We start from the raw sequence: 22553 nt of genomic DNA, 5'->3' as shown, positions 1-22553 counted from the left end.
GAGGGTGTCATGCTTCAGCTTCCCGCTTGGCTTCCCAGTCACCGGCCACTTGCTGCCCACGGCGCTGGTTGACCCCGGCACACAGTATGATCGCGATGATAAAGAAGGCAGCACACAGCAGGATCGAGGCCTTGAGACCGACTGCAGCTTGCAGCAAGCCCAGGCCAACGATACCGACGATGCCCGCCAACTTGTTGGCCAGGCCCCAGAAACCGAAGAACTCCGCCGCCTTCTGGCGTGGCGAGAACAATCCCACCATCACGCGACTGGCCGACTGGCTTGAGCCCAGGCTGAGCCCGGCCAGGCAGCCGACGAACAGAAACAGCTGCTCCGCCTGCCAGTCGAGCCCCCAGGTGGCGTTCAGCCAGGCGGTCACCTCCGGGGTCGCCCAGATGGCCAGAATGGCCAGGACCCACAGCACCAGCGTCAGCAGGTACGTCACCAAGGTGCCGATACGGTCTTGGATGAAGCCAAACCCCAGCGCTCCGGCGGCAGCCGTGATCTGCACAATGATGAACATCAGATTACGCGTGCTTTCCTGCCAACCGATCACCTGGGCGCCATAGATGAAGGCAAAGGCAATGATGATGTAGACCCCGGCCATGGAAAACAGTACCGATATCAGGAACAGTCCCAGATCACGAAAACTCTTGAGCTCATGGAAGGTCAGTGAGATGCGCTGCCAGGCAATCTGGCTGAACCGCTGACGCAGCGGTTGCGGCTCGGCCCGCTCCTTTAGCCACAGGAAAGTGGGAATGGCTGCCACCAGGAAGAACCCGGCGGCAAACGGGCCCACCCAGCGAATCCGCTCGAAGTTGTCCGCCGTCGCCTCGCCCAGTACCGCCAGGGTAAAGCCGGCGGCTACCAGTCCGCCGACATAGCCCAGTGCCCAGCCAAACCCTGAAATCGCCCCTAGCTTGTCCGGCGGTCCAAGCCCGGGCAAGAACGCGGCGATAAAGGACTCCCCCATGGAATAGGCATAGTTGGACAGGATGATCAGCACGAAGCCCATCACCACATAGCCCGGTTCGACAAAGTAGAGCATCGCCGTCGTCGCTATGGTGGCCACGTAGCTGGCAAACAGAAAACGCTTCTTCTCGGCCCGGTAGTCCATCACCGCGCCACATAACGGCCCGGTCACGACGACCAGCACAAAGCTGAGCGCCAGCGCCAGGCTCCACAGCAGGTTGGCCAGTCGATAGCCATCCCCCCGATCACCAACGATCACCGTGGTAAAAAGCTCGCCGAAGACCACCGTGATGATCAGCAGGGTGTAGGCCTGGTTGGCGAAATCGAACATCGCCCAGCCGAAGATCTCTCGCCGACGCACTCGGTCAGTGGCGGCAGGAATAATGCTGCTCACGCTCATCGCGCCTTCCTGTTGGCAAAGGGGTTCAAGATAGCAGTCGGACACTGCCCGGGGCCACGGCGTTCATGCGCCTTGGGCAGCATGGCCTTCCACGGGAGCACGCACCTGGCGCGACGCCGGTCAGCCCTCGGCCTGTCAACGATCACTGAGCAGAGGGTTGACAACGACCGAGGGTGACAGAGCCTGAGAATGGTAGAGTATGGCGCACGACGTTGACACTCATGTGAGCTGAATGACTTCCATCGATCATCTGGCCAGTGCCGCCGCCCAGGGCTGGCATCAGCGGCTGGCTGGCCTGATTCAAGGCGCCGATCGCAGCGACCTGCCCCAGCAGCTGGATGCCACTCTGACCGAACTGGTGGCCATGGACGCACTCATTCTGCATGCCTACCAGGGACGTGGCAGGCCACAGGTGATTCACGACAACTACCCACCAGAGCGGCGCGAGCGGGACATCGAGCCCTACTTGAGCCGCATCTATCTGCTAGACCCGATGTTTCAGGCGATCGAGGCTGGCGTGGAAAGTGGCGCTCATCGACTACGCGACCTGGCACCGGATCGTTTCGAAAGCAGCGAGTACTACCATCACTACTATCGCGGCCTGGGGCTGAGGGATGAAGTTGGCCTGTTTGCCCGGGTCAGTGACGACACCGTCATGGTGCTGTCGCTCGGTTTTCGCCTTCAGGCCCCAACGCTGACACGCCGCATGCTCCAGGCACTGCGCCACCTCACCCCGGTCATTGAAGCGTTGCTGCGCCACTACTGGACCTGGCAGCGCTCCGCCGTCGAATCGACCGCACCGGACGACGAGCCGGTCGACCTGGCGTTCTCGAGCTTTGGTCAGGGCGTACTCACCCGGCGCGAGCAGGATATCGTGCGACTGCTGCTGGCGGGACACTCGGCCAAGTCTGCTGCGCGTCAACTCGGCATCAGTGACGGTACCGTCAAGGTCCACCGCAAGCACATCTATCAGCGACTGTCGGTGACCAGCCAGGCAGAGCTGTTCCGCGCCTTTCTCGATCACGTTGCCCTGATCTCCCGGCGCCAGCGGGAATAAGCCGGAGGTCAGAAACGGTAGGACAGGTACAGCTTGCCTTCCCAGATATCCAGGTCATCGTGACCCAGGCTTAAATACCCTGCACTGGCTTCCAGCAGCAGCGTATCGTCCAAGAACCAGCGTGCGCCCGTCCGCAGCGTCCCCATCAGGTCTGAAGGGTCCTCCCACTCGAGGTCGTCGTTCAGATAACGTCCATCGTTGGGCTGCTCGAAGGCCCAGTTGATCCCAAGCTCTGCGTAAGGCATGACCAGGCCATGATCAGCAGCACTGTAGATACGACTGATTTCGCCACTGGCGGTGGCCAATCCGGTGCTGTATGAGTCCCCCGGAACGTCGACATCCACGGGTACTCCGAGGATATTCCCTTGCAGGTCGTAGTCGTCACTACGCTCGTGGGAGTAGAAAAGCGACAGCGTAGGACGCAGCAGAGCTTGTCCCCAGCGGTACTGGCCGTGTGCGTTGACTGCTCCGCCAAAGCTGCGAGTATCGTAGCTCCCCTCAAGGGTCGCCAGCTCGCTGTCGTTATCGCCCCACCGCCAGATGAGTGAAGCGTCCAGCGCCCACCGGTCAGACAGACGATAGGCGACATAGGAGGAGACGCTGAAGCCGTCGCTGTCGTTCTCCCAGGCACCACCAAAGTTATCCGCATGGCTCGAGTCGACGCTGAAGCTGACCCCTGCCACGGCCTGATCCGACACCCACCGGTCAACGCCAACCGCTACGACCTGAGAGTCTCCGTCGAGATCCTGCCCATCGCGGTCATCCGAGATGTCGGTGTAGCGTGCATCGACCCAGGTATTCCAGGGGGATCCCGGTTCACCTTGACGCCCCTCGGTAATCGGCACCTGCTCAGCCAGAGTGGCTTCAAGCGCATTGCGTGTTCGTGCTTGAGCATGCTCGCGCAGCACATTCTCGGGGCAGGTCAGCACGGGCAGGCTGCCGTCTGGCAGTGGCTGTCCACCGAGTCTTGGATCATGACGGGGGTCGATGCACCAGTCTCGCGGCAGGGGAATATGACCTGCCATCCATTGTGCGGCGTCCACCCTGCCGACGACCGTGCCTGGCAGCGGCTCAGGAGTGGGACGCCCTCCCGGTAACACACCGATGGGGGGCGATACTCCCTCCGGGAGATCGGGCGTGGGCCTGGTCGGCAGCGAAGGTGTGATGCCTTCGGGCCCCAGCTCGCCAATAGGCGGAACGACACCTCCAGGACGCCCCCTATCGGGAGGCAGCTGCCATTGCCCGAGAGCAGGAAGCTCTGGCGTCACGCCGACGGGCGGGCGATCTGGAGTGGGCAGCGTGCCGATGGGAGGCGTCACACCATGGGGCGGCAGCGACGGCATGATTCCCGACGGTGGCAGCGTAGCGATAGGCGGCGTCACACCATGGGGCGGCAGCGACGGTGTGATTCCCGACGGCGGCAGCGTAGCGATAGGCGGTGTCACGCCACGGGGAGGCAAGATGCCAATAGGCGGCGTCACGCCATGGGACGGCAGCGACGGCGTGATTCCCGACGGCGGCAGCGTGCCGATAGGCGGTGTCACGCCATGGGGCGGCAGCGTCGGTGTGACACCCGATGGTGGCAGCGTAGCGATAGGCGGCGTCACGCCACGGGGAGGCAAGGAGCCAATAGGCGGCGTCACACCATGGGGCGGCAGCGATGGCGTGATTCCCGACGGCGGCAGCGTGCCGATAGGCGGTGTCACTCCATGGGGCGGCAACGCCGGTGTGATTCCCGACGGCGGCAGCGTGCCAATAGGCGGTGTGACGCCATGGGGCGGCAGCGTCGGTGTGACACCCGATGGTGGCAGCGTAGCGATAGGCGGCGTCACACCATGGGGCGGCAGCGACGGCGTGATTCCCGACGGCGGCAGCGTGCCGATAGGCGGCGTAACGCCACGGGGAGGCAAGGAGCCAATAGGCGGCGTCACACCATGGGGCGGCAGCGACGGCGTGATTCCCGACGGCGGTAGCGTGCCGATAGGCGGTGTCACTCCCTCAGGCCGAGCAAAGTCAGGAAAGATCTTGCCGATCGGAGGTGTGATACCGGGCCGCTCTGGCAAAGGAATCTGTCCGGCAGGAGGCAGCGTGAAACCGCCCTTCTGATTCTGCGTGGCCAACTGGCAGTCCTTGTTGCCTCCCAGATCCAGCAGCTTGTGCACGCCACCATTGCCATTGGACACCACGGGCGACAATGTCAGGTGCAGTCCGCCTGGATTCTTGCTCCATTCGTCCACCCGTTGTTTACCTTGGGCGGCTTCCAGCCCGAAGTCCCCTGCAGAGGTTCCAGAAAGCCAGACGGACCGCGAGTTGTCGTGGGTCACTCCGATGAACGCCAGGCCACCTGAGGCACCGCAGTTAGCGGCGAAGGCCGAGAGAGGGGCCCCCGATACAATGGCCACCGCAATGACCAAAAGACGATGTGCAGAGGGAACAGGTACGGGCATGGCGACATATCCAACAGCAAATCAACACCCGCAGCGGAGCCAGACTGTCGTCATCCTGCCGCTGCCATGTCAGTTCAGCGTAGCCTGTAGTGACATGACCACAAGACTACGCAGCAAAGGAGCTTTATATCATTGCGCACCTGTGCGGCTGATGTTTCTTTGCTGCGTATTGCGCTAGATCAAAGAAGCTTGCCGCCAGCTTTATACCCTCATGGGGATATGTCACCGACAGGGCGAGACTGGAGAGACTGATGGCCTGAACAAGGAGGCCACCAATGACAACAGCCCACTCCCCCCTTTCCACGCCAGCCACTGCCCCTCTGGATGCAGCAACCCTATGGCAACAGGACAAGGATCACTTCATCCATCCGTTCACCGACTTCAGCGTCTTCCACGAGAAGGGCTGTGAGCTGATCACTGACGCCGAGGGTATCTACGTCCAGGATGTCCATGGCAATCGTTTCATCGACGGCATCGCCGGACTGTGGTGCGTCAACGTTGGCCATGGACGTGCCGAGATCGGCCAGGCGATGGCGGACCAGGCCACCCGCATGGCCTATTTCTCGACCTTCAACAACCTGTCCAACGCGCCGGCTGCGCAACTGGCGGCGAAGCTGGCCGACCTGGCCCCCGACCATCTCAACCATGTGTTCTATACCTGCGGTGGGTCTACCGCCAATGACGCGACCATTCGCTTGGTTCACTACTATTTCAACCGTCTGGGCAAACCCTCTAAAAAGCGCATTCTTTCGCGGCGCAATGCCTACCACGGCACCACCTACCTGGCCGCAAGCCTGACAGGCATCGAGAGCAACAACTGGGAGTTCGACACCCTCGACCAGCTTGTCACCCACCTCAGCGAAGCCAACATGTATCGCCGCCCCGAAGGGATGAGTGAAGAAGCCTACTGCGATCATCTGGTGAACGAGCTGACCGCCACCATCGATGAGATCGGTGCCGACCAGATAGCCGCCTTCATCGCCGAGCCGATCATGGGGGCAGGCGGCGTGCTGGTCGCTCCTCGCGGCTACCACGCGCGAATGCAGCAGGTCTGTCGCGACCACGACATCCTCTATATCGCCGATGAGGTAGTGACGGGGTTTGGACGCCTCGGCCACGTCTTCGCCTCCGGCGAGGTCTTCGCTACCCAGCCCGATATCATCAACCTGGCCAAGGGACTGTCGTCCGGCTACGCGCCACTCGGCGCCACCTTGATCTCCGACCGCCTCTACGAAGTGCTCGGCACTCCTCAGGGCAAGGGCGGCGTCCTGAGCACAGGTTTCACCTATTCCGGTCACCCGGTGAGCTGTGCCGCAGCACTGAAGAACATCGAGATTCTCGAGCGCGAAGATCTCTGCGCCAACGTGCGTGAAGTCGGCCCCTACCTGGAACAGGCCCTGGCCTCGCTGGCCCACCACGATACCGTCGGCGATGTACGCGGCAGTCACTTCATGATGTGCATCGAAAACGTCGCCGACAAAGCCACCAAGGCCCTGTTCCCCGTCGAGGCGCGAGTGGGCGATCGCGTGGCCCACGAGGCCCAGAAGCGTGGCCTGATCATTCGCCCCGTGGGCCACCTGAACGTCATCTCTCCCCCCTTGATCTGGACCCGCGACACCGTCGACACAGCCGTGGAGATACTCGATCAAGCGCTGGCAGCCACCAGCGCATCGCTCAGGCAAGACGGCTACCTGTAGCCGAGGTGTTCCCTGCCAATGACTGGCAGGGAACAGCACATCACCTGAGTAGGCCGCCTCAGCGACACACCCTGTCGAGGACTCCCTTTGGTGGCGGCCACCGCTCCCTTCAATAACAACGCTCGCCTAAAGCGAAACAAGGAGCTTGCATGGACACCTACGGCGCATGGAGCCTGGTTCCGACCCTGGTGGTGCTGGTGACCGCCATCATCACCCGACGTACCATCGAATCCCTGCTGACTGGCTGCCTCGTCGGCCTGTTGATGATCGCCCCCAGCGAAGTCATTACGCGGGGCTCCGATATTCTGCTCGACGTGCTCGGTAACGACACCGTCACCTGGATCATTCTGGTCTGCGGGCTGTTTGGCAGCTTGATCGCCCTGCTGGTCAAGACCGGCGGCGTGCTCAGCTTCGGCGACGCCATGACCCGCCGCCTGCATAGCCGCCGGCAAAGTCTCCTCACCACCTGGGTGCTAGGCCTGGTGATCTTCGTCGACGACTACCTCAATGCACTGACCATCAGCGCCTCGATGAAGAAGATCACCGACCGTTTCGGCGTATCCCGTGAGAAGCTGGCCTACATCGTCGACTCCACCGCGGCGCCGGTGTGCATTCTGGTGCCTTTCTCGACCTGGGCGGTGTTCTTCGCGGGACTGCTGGAGGACAACGACGTCGCCAGCAACGGCATGTCGCTGTACATCTCTTCCATTCCGTACATGGCCTATGCCTGGGTCGCCGCCGCTATCGTGCCGCTGGTAGCGCTTGGCTGGCTGCCCGATATTGGTCCCATGAAGAAGGCCGAAGCGCGTGCCCGGGGCGGACAGCCCGTCCCCGATGGCGGGGAAGAGCATGCTCTGCAGATCGACACCAAGTACGATGGCAAGAGCCCTCACCTGCTTAACTTCCTGCTGCCGATCGCCAGCCTGATCGTCGCCACCTGGTACTTCGATATCGATATCCTGCGCGGCGTCATCGTGGCCCTGGCGGTCACCCTGGTGCTGATCGCCGTGCAGCGACTGCTGAGCTTCAACGACACCTTCGATACGGCGCTGGAGGGTTTCAAGGCGATGATCATGCCGCTGGGCACCCTGGTGGCAGGCTTCGCCCTGAAGGAAGTCAACGATGTGCTCGGCCTGACCGAGGTTGTCATCGCTGCCGTCGAACCGCTGATGACCGCCGGTCTGCTGCCTGCCGTGGTGTTCGTCACCATGGCCTTCCTGGCCTTTGCCACCGGCTCGTTCTGGGGACTGTTTGCAGTCGCGATGCCCATCGTCCTGCCGCTCGCCATGAGCATGGACGCCAACATGCCGCTGGTGGTTGGCGCACTGATCTCGGCCAGCGCCTTCGGCAGCCACGCCTGCTTCTATGGCGATTCCACCGTCCTCTCGGCCCAGGGTAGCGGCTGCAGCCCGATGGCCCACGCCCTGACCCAAATTCCCTATGTCCTGATCGCGGCGGCACTCGCCACCGGCGTCTTTCTGATCCTTGGTCTGCTGTGAGTCCTGCCATGCACCCTACACACTGCCCTTCCTCTGTCGCACCGTCCGCCGCTACGCCCGCCGCACAGGGCTATGTCATGCCGGCGGAATTCGCCCCCCACGATGCGTGCTGGATGCTCTGGCCCCAGCGTCCCGACACCTGGCGCCTCGGCGCGAAACCCGCCCAGCAAGCCTTCGTCGCTGTCGCCAGTGCCATTGCCGAAAGCGAGACCGTCTACGTCGGGGTCAACGACGATCAGTATGAAAATGCCAGGCACCAGTTGCCGGCCCACGTCCGTGTTGTCGAACTTTCCAGCAACGATGCCTGGATGCGAGACGTCGGCCCGACCTTCCTGGTGCATCCGGACAAGGGCCTAGCTCTGGTCGACTGGGAATTCAACGCCTGGGGCGGCCTCAAGGATGGGCTCTACTTCCCCTGGGACAAGGACCGCAGGATTCGGCCCAAGATCGCGGAGATGCTGGGCATTCCCTGCTTTGATGTGGAGGTGGTGCTGGAAGGCGGCGCCATTCATGTCGACGGCGAAGGCACCCTGATCACCACCGAAGAGTGCCTGCTGAACCCCAATCGCAACCCCGGCATGGATCGCGCCACCATGGAGCGCCGGCTCCAGGATAGCCTGGGTATCCAGAAGGTCATCTGGCTGCCCAGGGGCTGCTATCTCGATGAAACCGATGGCCACGTCGACAACCTGTGCTGCTTTGTTGGCCCGGCCGAAGTTGCCTTGACCTGGTGTGACGACGACACCGATCCCGAGTACGCCATCTGCCGGGAAGCCCGAGCGGTGCTCGAGGCCAGTACCGATGCCAAGGGCAGAGCCATCACTGTGCACCCCTTGCCACAGCCTGGCCCGCTGACCATCGCAGAGGATGAGGCCAGCGGCATTGATCGACTGGCCAGCTCCCACCCACGTCGCCCCGGCGACAGGATGGCGGCGTCCTACGTCAACTTCTACATCGGCAACCGTGTCGTGGTCATGCCCCAGCTCGATCCGCGCCATGACGCCACCGTCATGGACATCCTGGCGCGCCTGTTCCCGGACCGCCGTGTGGTTGGCGTGCCCGCTCGCGAGATATTGCTGGGCGGCGGAAACATTCACTGCATCACCCAGCAACAGCCACGGCCCTGAGTGTCTCGCTCACCACGGAAAGCGTCTCCTTTAGGAGACAGCCAGCGCTGAATCAAGGGCTTGTGCTCCAACGCCAAGATCCATAGGCTCGAAAAGGCACATAACAGCAAAGGAGAAACATCATGAGGAAGGGTTCCATCAAGACACTCTCCAGCCTGCTGCTGGCTGCTTTCATGACCCTGGGCCTGGCCGCCTGCGGCACCGGCACTGGCGAGCGTGCCGCTAGCGGTGCCGGTGTTGGCGCTGCCGTGGGCGCTGGCGCTGCCGCCGCCACCGGCGGAGACGTGGCCGAGGGCGCTGTCATTGGCGGCGGCGTTGGCGCTGCTGCGGGTGCTGCCACCGACGAGGACGATATCGACCTCGACAACTGATCCCGATGGATCAGACAGCATCCGAGCCGTTGTCGGACGACAGCACCAAGACGCCGTCGCGCTTAACCGCCGACGGCGTCTGGCATGTCGATCCGTCGTGTCGCCGGGGCATGTCAACCTGACCCGTTCGACACGACGCCTCCGTCTCGCCGATCACTTTGGCGCAATTTGGAGACATTTCGTTCAAATTTGTTCCACTTGCGCACAGTTAACCCACCGGCCTAAGGTATGAGCAACTCCGATACCAATGAGGAACTCGGCATGAAACGACTGACACTGAGCTGTCTGATGGCTGCCACACTGGCGCTGGGTCTAGCGGCGTGCGGAACCGGCACGGGTGAGCGAGCCCTGAGCGGCGCTGGCGTTGGCGCCGCGGTCGGCGCAGGTGCTGCCGCCATCACCGGTGGCGATGTCGGCAAGGGCGCGGTTATCGGGGGCGGCGTTGGCGCTGCCACCGGAGCGGCGACCGACTCGAATGACATCGACCTGAGCCGCTGATCAGACCGCCGCCGCAACACCGGCGGATGCTCTGAAACGCCACTAGCGACACACCCTGCCGCCCACGCCGAGATGAAAATGATCGGCGTGGGCGGCATTGTAATCGGGCCCCAGAACGGTACCGAACACCGTGCAAGCGTGCTCTCCTGCCTCCTCGAGGAATCGCCCCGGTGCCCCCTCACCCCAGTCGTTGAGCAGACTTATCCTGCGACCATCCGTGGTGATGAAGGCCCCGACATCCAACGCCTCTGCGGTAGCGTGCTGGCTACGCCGGCCGGTCGCCCGTCCGTAGATATTGCGGCAGGCGAAGCTGCCCATATGCTCGATGCGGGCGATGCCGGTGCCCAACTGGCGGCTCGCTGCCTCGCTTAGCCCACGTTCATACATCGCCCACGCAACCGCCAGCGGGCAACGGGTCATGACCGGCGGCTGAACGGCGACATCACCGCCTTGCATGCGCACCAGGTTGGTAAGCGAACAGTCGCCGACGGTGGCATCTTCCATCGCAGAGAAGCGCTGAGCGGGGTCACTGGCCAACACGCTGCGACACGCCTCGGGATCATCGCCCAGGCGGGACAGCTTGTAGCGAAACCAGGGGCCAGGAGAAGCGTCCAAGGAAATGGGAGCCCAGGGATTGTAGCGGTCAGGGATGACGATAATGCCCTTGTCCAGCGCAATGCCAAGCACCAGCAGCATCACCAGCAGCCATTGGATCATTCCCCCTCCCTGGCGCTTGAGCTCATTGGCGGCGGTCTGAAGTGCCGCCTACGGCTCCACCAACAACGACATTGCCAACGCCACGAGTCCCACAGCCACTGCCGTCAGCACCGCTACGGTGACGACGCGATCCAGCCAGCGATCAAAACTGGTCCAGGTGAATGACAGGCGTCTGCGACGAGACGATGCCCTGCGGCGGGTGGCGCCGCGGGCAGGTGGAGAATTCATGGCCGAGATCCTTCCGACGATACCTTGAGCTTACGTGCTGGCGGCCTCCCTGACCACCAAAGCATCCAGAATACCGCAATTGCCTAATAAAAGGAGGCGACCGGCGCTAGGCGCCACCGCCATGGCGCCGTCGGATGATGGCCTGTGGACAGCCGGGGGCGCTTCGGAAGCGGCCCCCGCTGCCGGCGGGTCTCGGCTAGTGATTGATGCGCCGGTTGACGACGTTAGGTGCCCGGCGCAAGCGCTCCTCTTCCGCCATGTTGCCGGCTTCGAAGGGATCGGCGCCGACGGGTGTCTCGCCATGCTGGCGATAGAGTTGGGACAGCATGTTGCGACGATCCGTCTGCAATTCCTTGACCAGCACGAACATCATGCCGAATAGAATGAACGAAAACGGCAGCGCCGCCAGTACAGAGGCGGACTGCAGCCCTTTGAGGCCCCCCGCCACAATCAGGGTGAGGCATATGGCAGCGATCAGCAGCCCCCAGCACACTCGCTTGTAGAGCGGAGGGGCGATGGAACCGTTATCGGTCATCTGAGCCACGATGAATGACGCAGAATCTGCAGAGGTGACGAGAAAGATAAAGATCAGCAGCATCGCCACCACCGACAGCAGCGTCGAGAAGGGCATCAGGTCGAACATCTCGAACAGGGCCACGGTGATATTGCTTTGTGTCGCCGCCGCCAGTCCGGCATCTCCCCCCAACTCCATATGCAGGGCGGCGCCACCGAAGACGCCGATCCACAGACAGGCCAGCAACGGCGGAACGACGAGCACGCCAAGCACATACTCGCGAATGGTGCGTCCACGCGAGACACGAGCGACAAAGGTGCCGACAAAGGGCGACCAGGCAATGACCCAGGCCCAGTAGAAGATGGTCCACTGCGACGCCCAGGGATCGTCATTGTAGGGCGACATGGTCAGGCTCATGCCAATGAAGTTCTGAAGATAGTCGCCCAGCCCCAGCGTAATGGTCTCGAGAATCTTCACCGTCGGCCCGGTGAAGAGCACGTACAGCATCATGGCGATGCACAAGGCCATGTTGAGATTGGACAAGCGCTTGATGCCCTTGTCGAGGCCGGACCAGGTCGATGCCATGTACGCCAGGAACATGACCGACAGGATGATCGCCTGCCACCAACCGTTCTCCGGCAGACCGAACACGGCATTGAGACCGCCATTCATCTGCAGCACGCCCAGGCCCAGCGACGTCGCGACCCCCATCACGGTGGCCACGACCGCAAAGATATCCAGCCAGTCGGTGTAGGGGCGGATGGCAGGTCGCTTGGCCGTCATCGAGGACAGCACTGACGACACCAGCCCGGCCTGATCCTTGCGGAACTGGAAGTAGGCGATGATCAACCCCACCAGCGAAAAGGCCGCCCACTGGTGAACTCCCCAGTTGAAGTAGCTCATCTGAATGGCATAGCGCGCGGCCTCCACGCTTTCCGCCTCGACCGCACCATAGGGGGGTACGGCAAAGTGGGTCATGGGCTCGGCCATGCCATAGAACACCAGCCCGACACCAAAGCCTGCCGCCAGCAGCATGCTGATCCACGAGAAGGTGTCATAGGTCGGCGTACTGTCCTGAGGACCCAGGCGTACCTTGCCGTACTTGCTCACCGCCAGGCCGATCAGAAAGATCACAAAGGCGAACACTGCCAGCAGATAAAACCAGCCAAAGTAGTGGGTCACCTTGCCAAGCGCGGCACTGGCGGCGTCGCCAAAGGCCTCGGGGAAGCTGGCGCCAACGGCCACCAGTGCGATGATGATGAGGGCAGACAGACGGAAGACGCGATCCTTGCCAGCGAGCGGTAGACGCTCCTGTATCGTTCGACCGTTCATGGACACTCCTTGCCAAACGGCGGTCATGAGAATCAGGGCGTAGCACCCTAACAAAAGTCGGACTGTCCATCACGGTAGGTGAATATTCGTTTGAGCACAAAAAAGCCGGTGCCCCAAGGCACCGGCATGGCTATCGATAGCGGCATCAATAGCGAACGTCACAGCGGCTACCCGCTCGCTGGCGTAATGGCGTCACGGTTGAGGCTTCGGCGCCACCAGCGTTGCGGTGTCGTTCTCGGCCGTTTCATCATCTTCCTTGAGGGCCTCCTCGGGAGGCGGCATGCCATCACTCTTGGCCTGATCACGTGCCTCGAAGGCATCTGCCCCCACCGGCATCTCACGGTAGTGCTGCCGCAGGCCCTCGAGCATCAGCTTACGATCCTTGCGCAACTCGCGGACCATGACGACCACCATCATGTACAGAATAAAGGTGAAGGGCAGCGCCGCCAGCACCGAGGCTGATTGCAGCCCCTTGAGGCCGCCGGCAGCAATCAGCGTCAGACAGATGGCGGCGATCAGCACCCCCCACAACACCCGCTTGTACAGCGGCGGATCGATGGAGCCGTTGTCCGTCATCTGGGCCACGATATACGAGGCCGAATCTGCCGAGGTGACCAGGAAGATAAAGATCAACAGCATGGCCATGACGGACAGCAGTCCCGAGAACGGCATCAGGTCGAACATTTCGAACAGCGCCACGGTGATGTTCTGCTGTGTCGCCTGGGCCAGCCCCAGCCCTTCCGTCGCCAATTCCATATGGATGGCGGTGCCGCCAAACACGCCCAGCCACAGGCACGCCAGCAGCGGTGGCACAAACAGCACCCCAAAGACATATTCCTTGATGGTACGCCCCCGCGAAATCCGCGCGACGAAGGTGCCGACAAAGGGTGCCCAGGCGATGACCCAGGCCCAGTAGAAGATGGTCCAGTTCTGCGCCCAGGGATCATTGTTGTAAGGCGACATGCGCAGACTCATGACGAAAAAGTTCTGCACGTAGTCGCCAAGGCCCAGGGTGATGGTTTCCAGGATCTTGATGGTCGGCCCGGTGAACAGCACATACAGCATCATGGCGATGCACATGATCATGTTGAGATTCGACAGGCGCTTGATGCCCTTGTCCAGTCCAGACCAGGTCGAGGCCATGTACGCCAGAAACATGCAGAACAGGATAAGGAACTGCCACAGCCCGCTCTCAGGCACCCCGAACACCGCGTGCAATCCACCATTGGTCTGCAGTACTCCCAGTCCCAACGAGGTCGCCACCCCCATCACCGTGGCCACGACCGCAAACACATCCAGCGCGCCATTGAAACGACGCAACCCCGGACGCTTGGCCGTCAGTGGTCGCAGTACCACCGAGACGAGTCCTGCCTGGTCCTTGCGAAACTGGTAGTACGCAATGATCAACCCCACCAGCGCGAAGGACGCCCACTGATGGATGCCCCAGTTGAAGAAGCTGTACTGAATGGCATAGCGGGCTGACGCCGCGGATTCCGGTGCGACGTCACCATAGGGCGGTGCGATGTAATGCGTCATGGGTTCCGCCATGCCGTAGAACACCAACCCGACGCCGAAACCGGCGGCCAGCAGCATGCTGATCCAGGAGAAGAAGCCATACTCCGGCTTGCTGTCCTGGGGGCCTAGCCGAATCTTGCCGTACCGCCCCATGGCCAGCGCCAGCAGAAACACCACGATGCCGGTCACCGACAGCAGATAGAACCAGCCAAAATAGTGGGACACCCCACCGAGGGCACGACTGGCGACTTCTCCAAAGCCCTCGGGGAACAGCGCTCCCAGCGCCACCAGTATCAGTATGATGACGGCGGAGGCATAAAAGACCCGTTGTCCTTCATCACGTTGCATATCGCCTTCCTTTTGTTCGACTGCTTGTTGGAAGGCCTGTGCAGCGCCGCTCCGGCGAGAACTTCGCGCGGACGCTCACGAGAGAACGTTTCTGCCCGGAGACTCACCGAGCAGCCTTTGCAGACCTATGCTTTGATAACAGTTAGTTTGTTATCTATCATCCCCACCTAGCCATCGCCGTCTCGAAGGTGCTGACGTCATGGCAAGGCGTTTGCTCACACCGCGCCGTGGATGCCACGGTGAAGGACGACAAGGCGCGCTTCACGCACCCCAGTGTCATCATAATGAATTGGGTGCGATTGCCAGCATCTTCCCCTAGACATAAGCCGGGACGGCAAAAAATCAGCCGGTATCGACACTCAGGATGTCTCTTTATCCTGACGAAACATGCCGGATCGCGGAGGAACGCTTCATGACTCGCCTCAGCACTACCCCTCTTTCTGTTCTCGACCTGGCCCCCATCCGTGACGGCGGCACCATCGCCGATAGCTTCAGCGATAGCGTGGCGCTGGCCCGCTTGACCGAGTCGCTGGGTTTCACTCGCTACTGGCTGGCGGAGCACCACAGCCTGGAAGGCATTGCCAGTGCCGCAACCTCGGTACTGATGGGCCACATTGCCGGGAAAACGTCGCGCATTCGTATCGGCAGCGGCGGCATCATGCTGCCCAATCACCCTCCTCTGGTGATTGCCGAGCAGTTCGGGACACTGGAGACGCTATATCCTGGGCGAATTGATCTCGGCCTGGGCCGCGCCCCCGGCTCTGATGCTGCCACCATGGCAGCCATGCGTCGCGACCCCCACGCGGGGGTGGACGACTTTCCGCAGCGTCTGGAAGAACTGGAAGGTTACCTGGATGAGGCGCGTCCGGGACAGCGAGTTCAGGCCGTGCCGGGCCAGGGAACCCGGGTGCCGATCTGGCTGCTGGGCTCAAGCCTCTACAGCGCCCAACTTGCCGCTCACAAGGGTCTGCCGTTTGCCTTTGCCGCTCAATTCGCCCCGGCGCAGCTGGATGATGCTCTGGCGGTCTATCGGCGCAACTTCCAGCCCTCAGCCGTACTGGAGGCGCCTTACGCCATGGTCGGACTGCCGGTACTGGCGGCGGACAGCGACGAACATGCGCACTTTCTCTCCACCACCGCACAGCAGAAGTTTCTTGGCCTGATTCGCGGCCAGCGGGGACGCGCCAAGCCACCGGTCCGCTCGCTCGACTGGAACCCCATGGAGCGCGCCCAGGTCGAGAGCTTTCTCGGCGCGGCGGTCATCGGCAGCCCAAGCACGGTGCGCGACGGCCTGGAGCGCATGCTCGAGCGCACCCAGGCCGACGAGTTGATGCTCAACACGGATACCTATGCCCTGGAGGATCGCCTCAACAGCTACCAGCTGGTGAGTGACGTATGGCGGCAGGCATGAGAATCCCTCGCTGAGCCCCTGTCTCAGTCAGCCAGGTGACGCCAGTTGGGCTCACGCGTCAGCCAGTCGGGCCCGGCCTGTTCAAAGGCATGGGCCCAACGCAGCAGCGCCAGATCCTGGCGATGCGGGGCGATCACCTGGATGCCCATGGCACGTCCTCGAGCATCAAAACCTGCAGGCAGGTTGATCACCGGACAACCCGACAGTGACCCAGCGATGACCACTTCCATCCAGCGGTGATAGGTGTCCATGGTGCGCCCTGCGATTTGGGGTGGCCATGGGGTCTCCACATCAAACGCAAAGACCTGAGCGCTTGGCAGGACCAGGGCGTCATACTGCTGGAAGAGTTCGAGCAGACGAGCGTGCCAGGCACTTCGCGCCACATTGGCACGGTGAACATCCAGCGCCGACCGCTGCATACCCTGTTCGATTTCCCACTGCGCCTCTGGCTTCAATGCGTCTCGGCGCGACACGTCCTGCCACACTTCGGAAAGGCTGCCGGCGATGGCCCATTGGCGCAATACCAGCCAGCTTTGCCACAGTCTCGCAGGGTCGAAGCCCGGGTCCAGGGCCTCGACCCGGGCACCCAGATCCTCGAATACCGCCAATGCCCCCTGGCACACCTCCAGCACCCCCTGTTCCATCGCCAGATGTCCCTGCCAGTCGCCCAGCCAGCCGATTCTCAGACCCTTGATCGCATCTTCTTGGGCGAGTGGGCCTGCCAGTGACGCCGGATCATCTTGCAATGACAAGGGCGCACTGGGGTGTGCCCCCGCCTGGGTCGCCAGCAAGCGGGCCACATCCTCGACGCTTCTCCCCATCGGGCCCTCGGTCGCCAACTGGTGGCCGAATATCTCTGGGCCCGGTCCATGGGGCACCCGCCCAAAGGAAGGGCGCAAGCCAAACAGGTTGTGATAGGCCGCAGGGTTGCGCAGTGATCCCATCATGTCGCTGCCGTCCGCCACCGGCAGCATTCGCATGGCCAGCGCCGCCGCGGCACCGCCACTGGATCCCCCCGCACACAAGCGAGGATCATAGGCGTTGCGCGTGGCGCCAAAGACCTGGTTGTAGGTGTGGGAGCCAAGGCCGAATTCCGGCGTATTGGTCTTGCCGATAAAGATGGCCCCGGCTCGACGCATGCGCTCGACCATGATGCCGTCCTGTTCGGGCACCTGACCGGCAAACAAGGGGGATCCCATCGAGGTCGGCATATCCCGGGTGGCCGAGAGGTCCTTGATCGCCTGGGGGATGCCATGCAACCAACCGCGAGAACGCCCTGCCGCCAGCTCACGATCGCACTCGCCGGCTTCGTCCATCAGCAGGTCAGGATCGCGCCGGGACACGATGGCATTGACCACCGGATTGGCGGCATCTATGTGCGCCAGATATGCGGCCATGACGTCTTTACAGCTCAGCTCCTTGGCGTGCAGTTGCCGCGAGAGCTCGCTGGCGGACAGTGACAGCAGTGCATCCTGGTGCATGGACCCTTGATCGCTTGGCATGCCTTCATCCTTGTCTTGTTGGACCTTGTACAGGCCCTTGTATTGGACGTCTGGTGGAAAGCCATGGGACTGTGACATGGCTTTCCGAGCCTACCCGAACCGGCCCTACACCAGCCACAGCAAACACGCCGCGTTGATGATGAAGACCACGAACATCAGCAGGATGGTGTAGCCCATCACCTGACCGGCCTTGAGCCCTGTCACCCCCAGAATGGGCAGCAGCCAGAAGGGCTGTGCAAGATTGGTCAGCTGATCCCCCATCATCACCGACATGACGGCAAGATGGGCCGGTAGGCCAAGTTGCAGCGCCGCCGCTGTAGCGATCGGTCCCTGAACGGCCCACTGCCCGCCACCGGAGGGCACGGCAAAGTTGACCAGTGCAGCGCTGATCATGCTGTACAGCGGAAAGGTGTCTGGCGTCGAGATGCTGACAAACCAGTCTGCAATCATGCTGAACAGGCCACTACCGGCCATCAGCCCCAGGATGCCGGCGTAGAAGGGGAACTGCAGGATGATGCCACCTGCGGCAGACGACGCCCGCATGATGGCTCGGGAGTAGTTGCCCAGCGAGCCGTGCATCAGCAGGCCCAGCATCAGAAAGCCAAAGTTCAGCACATTGAGATCCAGCCCCAGCAGGCCTTCCGCCAGGATGTAGCGCACCACGAAGAACAGACCGGCCAAGGCGATGGCCCAGCACAGTACGCGGCTGCGGTTTACCCGGTTGGCGGGCAGGCGCCGCTCCTCGTCGGAGAGCGGCTCTTCCACGCTGTCTTCATCGTCCTGGCCCGCGTAGACCACGGTCGTGGTGGGCGATGGATGCAGCAGTGCCAGCAGCAGCGGCGTGACCACCACCGTCAGCAGCACAAAGATCAGGTTGTAGGGCTGGAAGATCGTCTCGGAGAGGGGGATCAGGCCGATGCTGGATTCCAGAAAGTGCCCTGGGGTATTGACCAGCAGGGCGCCCGAACTTGTCAGCCCAGTCTGGGAAATGACCCCACCTCCGTAGGCAGCCGCAGCGAGCAGAGGAAAGTGCACCGCCAGACCATTGTCGCGGGCGTAGCGCGCCACCTCTCTGGCAAGAAAGGCACTGACGATCAGACCTACCCCCCAGTGCAGGAAAGACAAAATGCTGCCCGCCAGCGCGGTCACCACAATCGCGCCTGTGCGTGAACGGGGCAGCGAGGCCACCCAGCGTAGTGCCCGCTGCATTGACGGTGCAGTGGCCAGGCCAAAGCCGGTGACCACGATCAAGACCATTTGCATGGCAAAGGTCAGCAGGCGCCAGAAACCGCCGTACCACTGGTCGATCAGCTCCACAGGACCATGCGGAGTGAACGCCAGCGCAGCGCCGAACACCATCAGCGTGAGGATTACCGCCAGGGCGAAGGGATCGGGAATCCAGCGGATACCGAAGGAAGCAGCGCCATCACCCAGGCGCTGCATGAATGATGAGAAGGATCGGCCAGAGCCAGAGGGTTTTGCCACGGACCGCTGTGGAGTCGACATGTTGGTAGCCTCTTGAATGCCACACTTGTTGTTGTGACGGCGACCAGCATGGCCCGGAGCCCGGGCCCGACCTACCAGGCCAGGAAACGTGATGACACAGAGGGCCATGCAGACGCCGAGGAAAGATCCGCCAGCGCCTTCCGACCCGTAAAATACCAGAAGCCCCTGCGTTATATACATCAGTAGGGCAGCGCGTGATTCCAGGTCAACGTGTCATGACCGATAGCGCAGATAACGTAAGCTTTAGATTAGAATTCTTCCATACAACGCCAGACACGGCACAGCCCCTGCGCCTCAGTGTCCTCCGTGCAGGGTGGCTAGCGCCTGTCGCCAACCGGGGTACACGTCACGATAGCGCCTCACACCCTCCGGATCCGGCACGCAGCGCGTGGTCTCATCCAACTGAATCAGCGACTGGCAGAGGCTGTCGAGTTCGCCCTCGCCGTTGCACCAGGCCGCCTGTATGGCACCACCTAGCGCCGCGGCGTCAGTGACGCTTGGACACACCACTTCTGCCTGGGTGACGTCCGCTACCATCTGACGCCAGGCGGGGCTGTGGGCGCCGCCCCCGATCAGGCGAATCTGACTGGCCTGATCGGCCAATGGGCCCAGCAGGTCAAGCCCGTAGCGCAAACAGAAGGTCGCGCCCTCGACCACCGCACGACATAGATGCGCAGGCGAGGTATTGCGGCTGTTCAATCCCAGAAAGGAAGCGCTCGCCTCTGGCAGCGCGGGTACCCGCTCGCCGTTGAAGAACGGCAACACCGTCACTCCATCGGCGCCTATCGGTGCCGACTGGATCGCCTGATTGAAGCCGGCGAGGTCGAGGCCGAACAGCTCTCGCACACGATTGGTCGCCGAGGTGGTATTCATGGTGCACACCAGCGGCAGCCAGCCATCGTGGCTGGCGCAGAAGTTGGCAACCATGGCGGATTCGGCCTTTACCGGCTGCGCAGAATGGGCACATACCGTGCCCGAGGTGCCGAGACTCATGGTGACCATGCCGGGCGCAATGTTGCCGGTACCGATGGCCCCCAGCATGTTGTCCCCGCCACCGCTGGCAACGATGACGCCTTCGCGTAAGCCGAGCTCTCGCGCCAGGGCGGGCCGCACCTGCCCGGCGACCTCGCGGGAGTCGATCAACCGCGGCAGCACCCGCTCAGGGTCGAGCTCCGGTGCGATCAGCGACCATACATCGGGGCGCCAGTGTCGCGCGCGAGTATCGAAGTAGCCGGTGCCCGAGGCGTCCCCTGCCTCGGCCACCCGCTCTCCGGTCAGCCAATAGTTGAGATAGTCGTGGGGCAACAGCACGCTGGCGACCCGAGCATACACCTCGGGATGCTGGCGGCGCAGCCAGGCGACCTTGGAGGCGGTATAACCGGTCTGCAGCACCAGTCCCAGACGCTCGAGACAGCCTTGTTCCCCCCCCAGGGCATGGATCAGCGCGTCATTTTCCCTGTGGGTTTCGGTATCACACCAGAGCTTGGCGGGATACAGCACCTGGCCCCTTTCATCCAGCGCCACCATGCCATGCTGCTGACCGGAAATCCCGATCGCCTGCACCGAGGCAGCCGTCACGCCAGCGCGGTCAAGCGCCTGGTGAAACGCCCCTCGAAACGCTTCCGTCCAATCTTCTGGCCACTGCTCACGCCGCCCATTGGCCCCTTCATCGAGTCGGTGAGGTCGGCTGGCTTCACCAAGGCATGCTCCCCTTTCCAGGTCCACCACCACCACTTTGGTGCTCTGCGTGCCGCAATCCACACCGAGATACATGGGCTGTCTCCTTATCTCGTCGCTTGTCTCGTCGCTTGTCTCATACCTGGCTCCGGGTCTCGTCAGCGGCCAATGCCTCAAGGGTGGCGCGTGCCCCCTGCTGCTGCAAGCGCTTGAGCGCTTCGACATAGGCGTCGACGAAGCGTGGGGCCTCCGCCAGACTGCCAAACAGCTCTCTGTTCTCGATAAAGGCCGTGGGCCGCGCGTGTTGAGAGGCGGCAATCGGTGTCAGCTGGTCCTTGAGACGATCGACAACGGCAATAGGCTGTCCCTGTTCGTCCACACCCTCGGCATAGCGCGCCCAGCTTGCCACCACCGTGGCCGAGCGCTTCAGCGCGCCGCCCTGTTCCAACTGGCGGCGTATCACCGGCACCAGCCACTTGGGAATACGGTCAGAGCTTTCGGCACACAGCCGTGCCAAGGTGTCCTTGATCTCGGGATTGGCAAAGCGCTCGATCAAGGTATGTCGGTACTGGTCCAGGTCGACGCCAGGCACTTCCGGCAGCGTCGGGCTGCCTTCGTCTTCCATGTAGCCCAGCAGGAACTCGACGAACAGCGGGTCCTGGCACACCTCGTGGGCATACCGATAACCCGCCAGGTAGCCCAGATAGCACATGGCCTGATGACTGGCGTTGAGCAGCCGTAGCTTCATCAGCTCATAAGGCTCCACATCCTCGACCACCTGCACCCCCACGTCATCCAGGGCCGGGCGCCCCATCGCGAAATGATCTTCCAGCACCCACTGGGTGAACGGCTCGCAGATGACGGGCCAGGCATCCTCGAGATCAAAGCGCTGATGCAGTTCCTCGATATCCGCCGGCGTGGTCACGGGCGTGATCCGGTCCACCATCGAGTTGGGAAACGGTACCTGCGCTTCAAGGTACTGCCCCAGCTGCGGATCCCGCGCGTGGGCGAAGGCGCCGAACATCCGCCTGGCCACATCGCCATTGCCGGGAATATTGTCACAGGACATCACCGTAAAGGGGGCAAGGCCGCGATCCCGGCGACGCTCGATCGCCGCGACCACCAGGCCAAAGCTGCTGCGAGGCGCCATCGGATGTTCCAGGTCATGGAGCACATCGGCCGTTTCCAGATCAAACTCTCCGGTGATCGGATGAACGTTGTAGCCTCCCTCTGTGACCGTCAGCGACACAATGCGGATAGCAGGGTCTGCCAGCATCTCGATAACGCCTTCCGGGTCATCCGGCGCGTAGCGGTAGTCGATGATCGAGCCAATGACACGCGGTTCGAGCACCCCGTTCGGGTGCTTTACCACCAGGGTGTACAGGTAGTCCTGGCTGGCCAGCGCCTCCTGCATGCGACGGTCACCCGGCATCACGCCAATGCCGACAATGCCCCAGTCGTGGGCCTGCCCTGCTTCCATCAAGCGATCCAGATACATGGCCTGGTGGGCGCGATGAAAGCCCCCTACCCCGATGTGCGCCATCCCGGGAGTCAGCGCCGTGCGCCGGTACGATGGCACCGACACGTGCGGATCGAGATGAGCCAGTGTCGCATTGGAAAGTCGAGTCATATTGGCTCTCCGCCAGTGTTGCAGTAAGAAAACGTTGCGCCACGCCAATCTGATTAGACGTGCAGGCGATGGATGCAGATGTGTCCCGGGAAAGGGCCACGCCGCCGT

18 protein-coding genes are annotated in these 22553 nt (G+C 62.5%); 8 read left to right on the top strand and 10 right to left on the bottom strand.

Annotated features, from left to right (window positions below; translation table 11 throughout):
* Positions 1–7: 7 nt before the first annotated feature.
* Positions 8–1369, bottom strand: coding sequence for an MFS transporter (locus tag KUV86_RS09935; RefSeq protein WP_261395899.1), 1362 nt, complete (start codon positions 1367–1369; stop codon positions 8–10).
* A 232-nt stretch (positions 1370–1601) separates the two neighbouring features.
* Here KUV86_RS09935 and KUV86_RS09930 point away from each other — a divergent pair, with 232 nt between their 5' ends.
* Positions 1602–2426, top strand: coding sequence for a helix-turn-helix transcriptional regulator (locus KUV86_RS09930; RefSeq protein WP_206941708.1), 825 nt, complete (start codon positions 1602–1604; stop codon positions 2424–2426).
* An 8-nt stretch (positions 2427–2434) separates the two neighbouring features.
* Here the strand turns inward: KUV86_RS09930 and KUV86_RS09925 are convergent, their stop codons facing one another.
* Positions 2435–3769 carry an autotransporter outer membrane beta-barrel domain-containing protein gene (locus KUV86_RS09925; protein WP_222484669.1) on the bottom strand — a complete coding sequence of 445 codons (1335 nt, stop codon included), beginning with the start codon at positions 3767–3769 and terminating at the stop codon, positions 2435–2437.
* Between KUV86_RS09925 and KUV86_RS09920 the strand changes: the two genes are divergently transcribed.
* From KUV86_RS09920 to KUV86_RS09895, 6 genes are all read left to right on the top strand, one after another.
* The gene (locus KUV86_RS09920) at positions 3726–4532 is read left to right on the top strand and encodes a hypothetical protein (protein WP_222484667.1); all 807 of its coding nucleotides are present in this window, start codon (positions 3726–3728) and stop codon (positions 4530–4532) included. The two genes, KUV86_RS09925 and KUV86_RS09920, sit on opposite strands and share 44 nt — an antisense overlap.
* Positions 4533–5148: 616 nt before the next feature.
* Positions 5149–6570 (top strand): aminotransferase, encoded by a 1422-nt coding sequence (locus KUV86_RS09915; RefSeq protein WP_222484665.1) that lies wholly within the window; start codon positions 5149–5151, stop codon positions 6568–6570.
* A gap of 149 nt (positions 6571–6719) precedes the next feature.
* Positions 6720–8069 carry a Na+/H+ antiporter NhaC family protein gene (locus tag KUV86_RS09910; protein ID WP_206941716.1) on the top strand — a complete coding sequence of 450 codons (1350 nt, stop codon included), beginning with the start codon at positions 6720–6722 and terminating at the stop codon, positions 8067–8069.
* Between the two features lie 8 nt (positions 8070–8077).
* Positions 8078–9196, top strand: a complete 1119-nt coding sequence (gene aguA / locus KUV86_RS09905; protein ID WP_206941719.1) for an agmatine deiminase — start codon at positions 8078–8080, stop codon at positions 9194–9196.
* A 122-nt stretch (positions 9197–9318) separates the two neighbouring features.
* Positions 9319–9567 carry a hypothetical protein gene (locus KUV86_RS09900; protein ID WP_206941721.1) on the top strand — a complete coding sequence of 83 codons (249 nt, stop codon included), beginning with the start codon at positions 9319–9321 and terminating at the stop codon, positions 9565–9567.
* 261 nt (positions 9568–9828) lie between these two features.
* A complete protein-coding gene (locus KUV86_RS09895; protein WP_206941722.1) occupies positions 9829–10065 on the top strand; it encodes a hypothetical protein in 237 nt (78 codons plus the stop codon).
* A 42-nt stretch (positions 10066–10107) separates the two neighbouring features.
* On the opposite strand, the gene KUV86_RS09890 is transcribed toward KUV86_RS09895, so the two are convergent.
* The 4 genes from KUV86_RS09890 to KUV86_RS09875 form a co-directional block, all read right to left on the bottom strand.
* Positions 10108–10782 carry an extensin family protein gene (locus tag KUV86_RS09890; protein WP_222484501.1) on the bottom strand — a complete coding sequence of 225 codons (675 nt, stop codon included), beginning with the start codon at positions 10780–10782 and terminating at the stop codon, positions 10108–10110.
* A 48-nt stretch (positions 10783–10830) separates the two neighbouring features.
* Positions 10831–11010: a hypothetical protein gene (locus tag KUV86_RS09885; RefSeq protein WP_206941839.1), complete on the bottom strand. Its 180-nt coding sequence runs from the start codon at positions 11008–11010 to the stop codon at positions 10831–10833.
* Between the two features lie 196 nt (positions 11011–11206).
* A complete protein-coding gene (locus KUV86_RS09880; RefSeq protein WP_222162550.1) occupies positions 11207–12856 on the bottom strand; it encodes a BCCT family transporter in 1650 nt (549 codons plus the stop codon).
* 192 nt (positions 12857–13048) lie between these two features.
* Positions 13049–14719, bottom strand: coding sequence for a BCCT family transporter (locus KUV86_RS09875; protein ID WP_206941728.1), 1671 nt, complete (start codon positions 14717–14719; stop codon positions 13049–13051).
* A 412-nt stretch (positions 14720–15131) separates the two neighbouring features.
* On the opposite strand from KUV86_RS09875, the gene KUV86_RS09870 reads away from it, so the two are divergent.
* Positions 15132–16130: an LLM class flavin-dependent oxidoreductase gene (locus tag KUV86_RS09870; RefSeq protein ID WP_222162548.1), complete on the top strand. Its 999-nt coding sequence runs from the start codon at positions 15132–15134 to the stop codon at positions 16128–16130.
* 23 nt (positions 16131–16153) lie between these two features.
* Here the strand turns inward: KUV86_RS09870 and KUV86_RS09865 are convergent, their stop codons facing one another.
* The 4 genes from KUV86_RS09865 to KUV86_RS09850 form a co-directional block, all read right to left on the bottom strand.
* Positions 16154–17632, bottom strand: coding sequence for an amidase (locus KUV86_RS09865; protein ID WP_222484664.1), 1479 nt, complete (start codon positions 17630–17632; stop codon positions 16154–16156).
* 105 nt (positions 17633–17737) lie between these two features.
* Positions 17738–19138: a short-chain fatty acid transporter gene (locus KUV86_RS09860; protein ID WP_222237771.1), complete on the bottom strand. Its 1401-nt coding sequence runs from the start codon at positions 19136–19138 to the stop codon at positions 17738–17740.
* 294 nt (positions 19139–19432) lie between these two features.
* The gene (gene xylB / locus KUV86_RS09855; protein ID WP_222484507.1) at positions 19433–20911 is read right to left on the bottom strand and encodes a xylulokinase; all 1479 of its coding nucleotides are present in this window, start codon (positions 20909–20911) and stop codon (positions 19433–19435) included.
* A 40-nt stretch (positions 20912–20951) separates the two neighbouring features.
* Positions 20952–22445 carry a mannitol dehydrogenase family protein gene (locus tag KUV86_RS09850; RefSeq protein ID WP_222484508.1) on the bottom strand — a complete coding sequence of 498 codons (1494 nt, stop codon included), beginning with the start codon at positions 22443–22445 and terminating at the stop codon, positions 20952–20954.
* Between the last annotated feature and the right edge of the window lie 108 nt (positions 22446–22553).

Source organism: Halomonas sp. DP8Y7-3, assembly GCF_019801675.1.
Taxonomy (GTDB): domain Bacteria; phylum Pseudomonadota; class Gammaproteobacteria; order Pseudomonadales; family Halomonadaceae; genus Halomonas; species Halomonas litopenaei_A.
The sequence above is the reverse complement of the archived record's forward strand: the minus strand, read 5'-3'. Positions and strand labels throughout refer to the sequence as shown.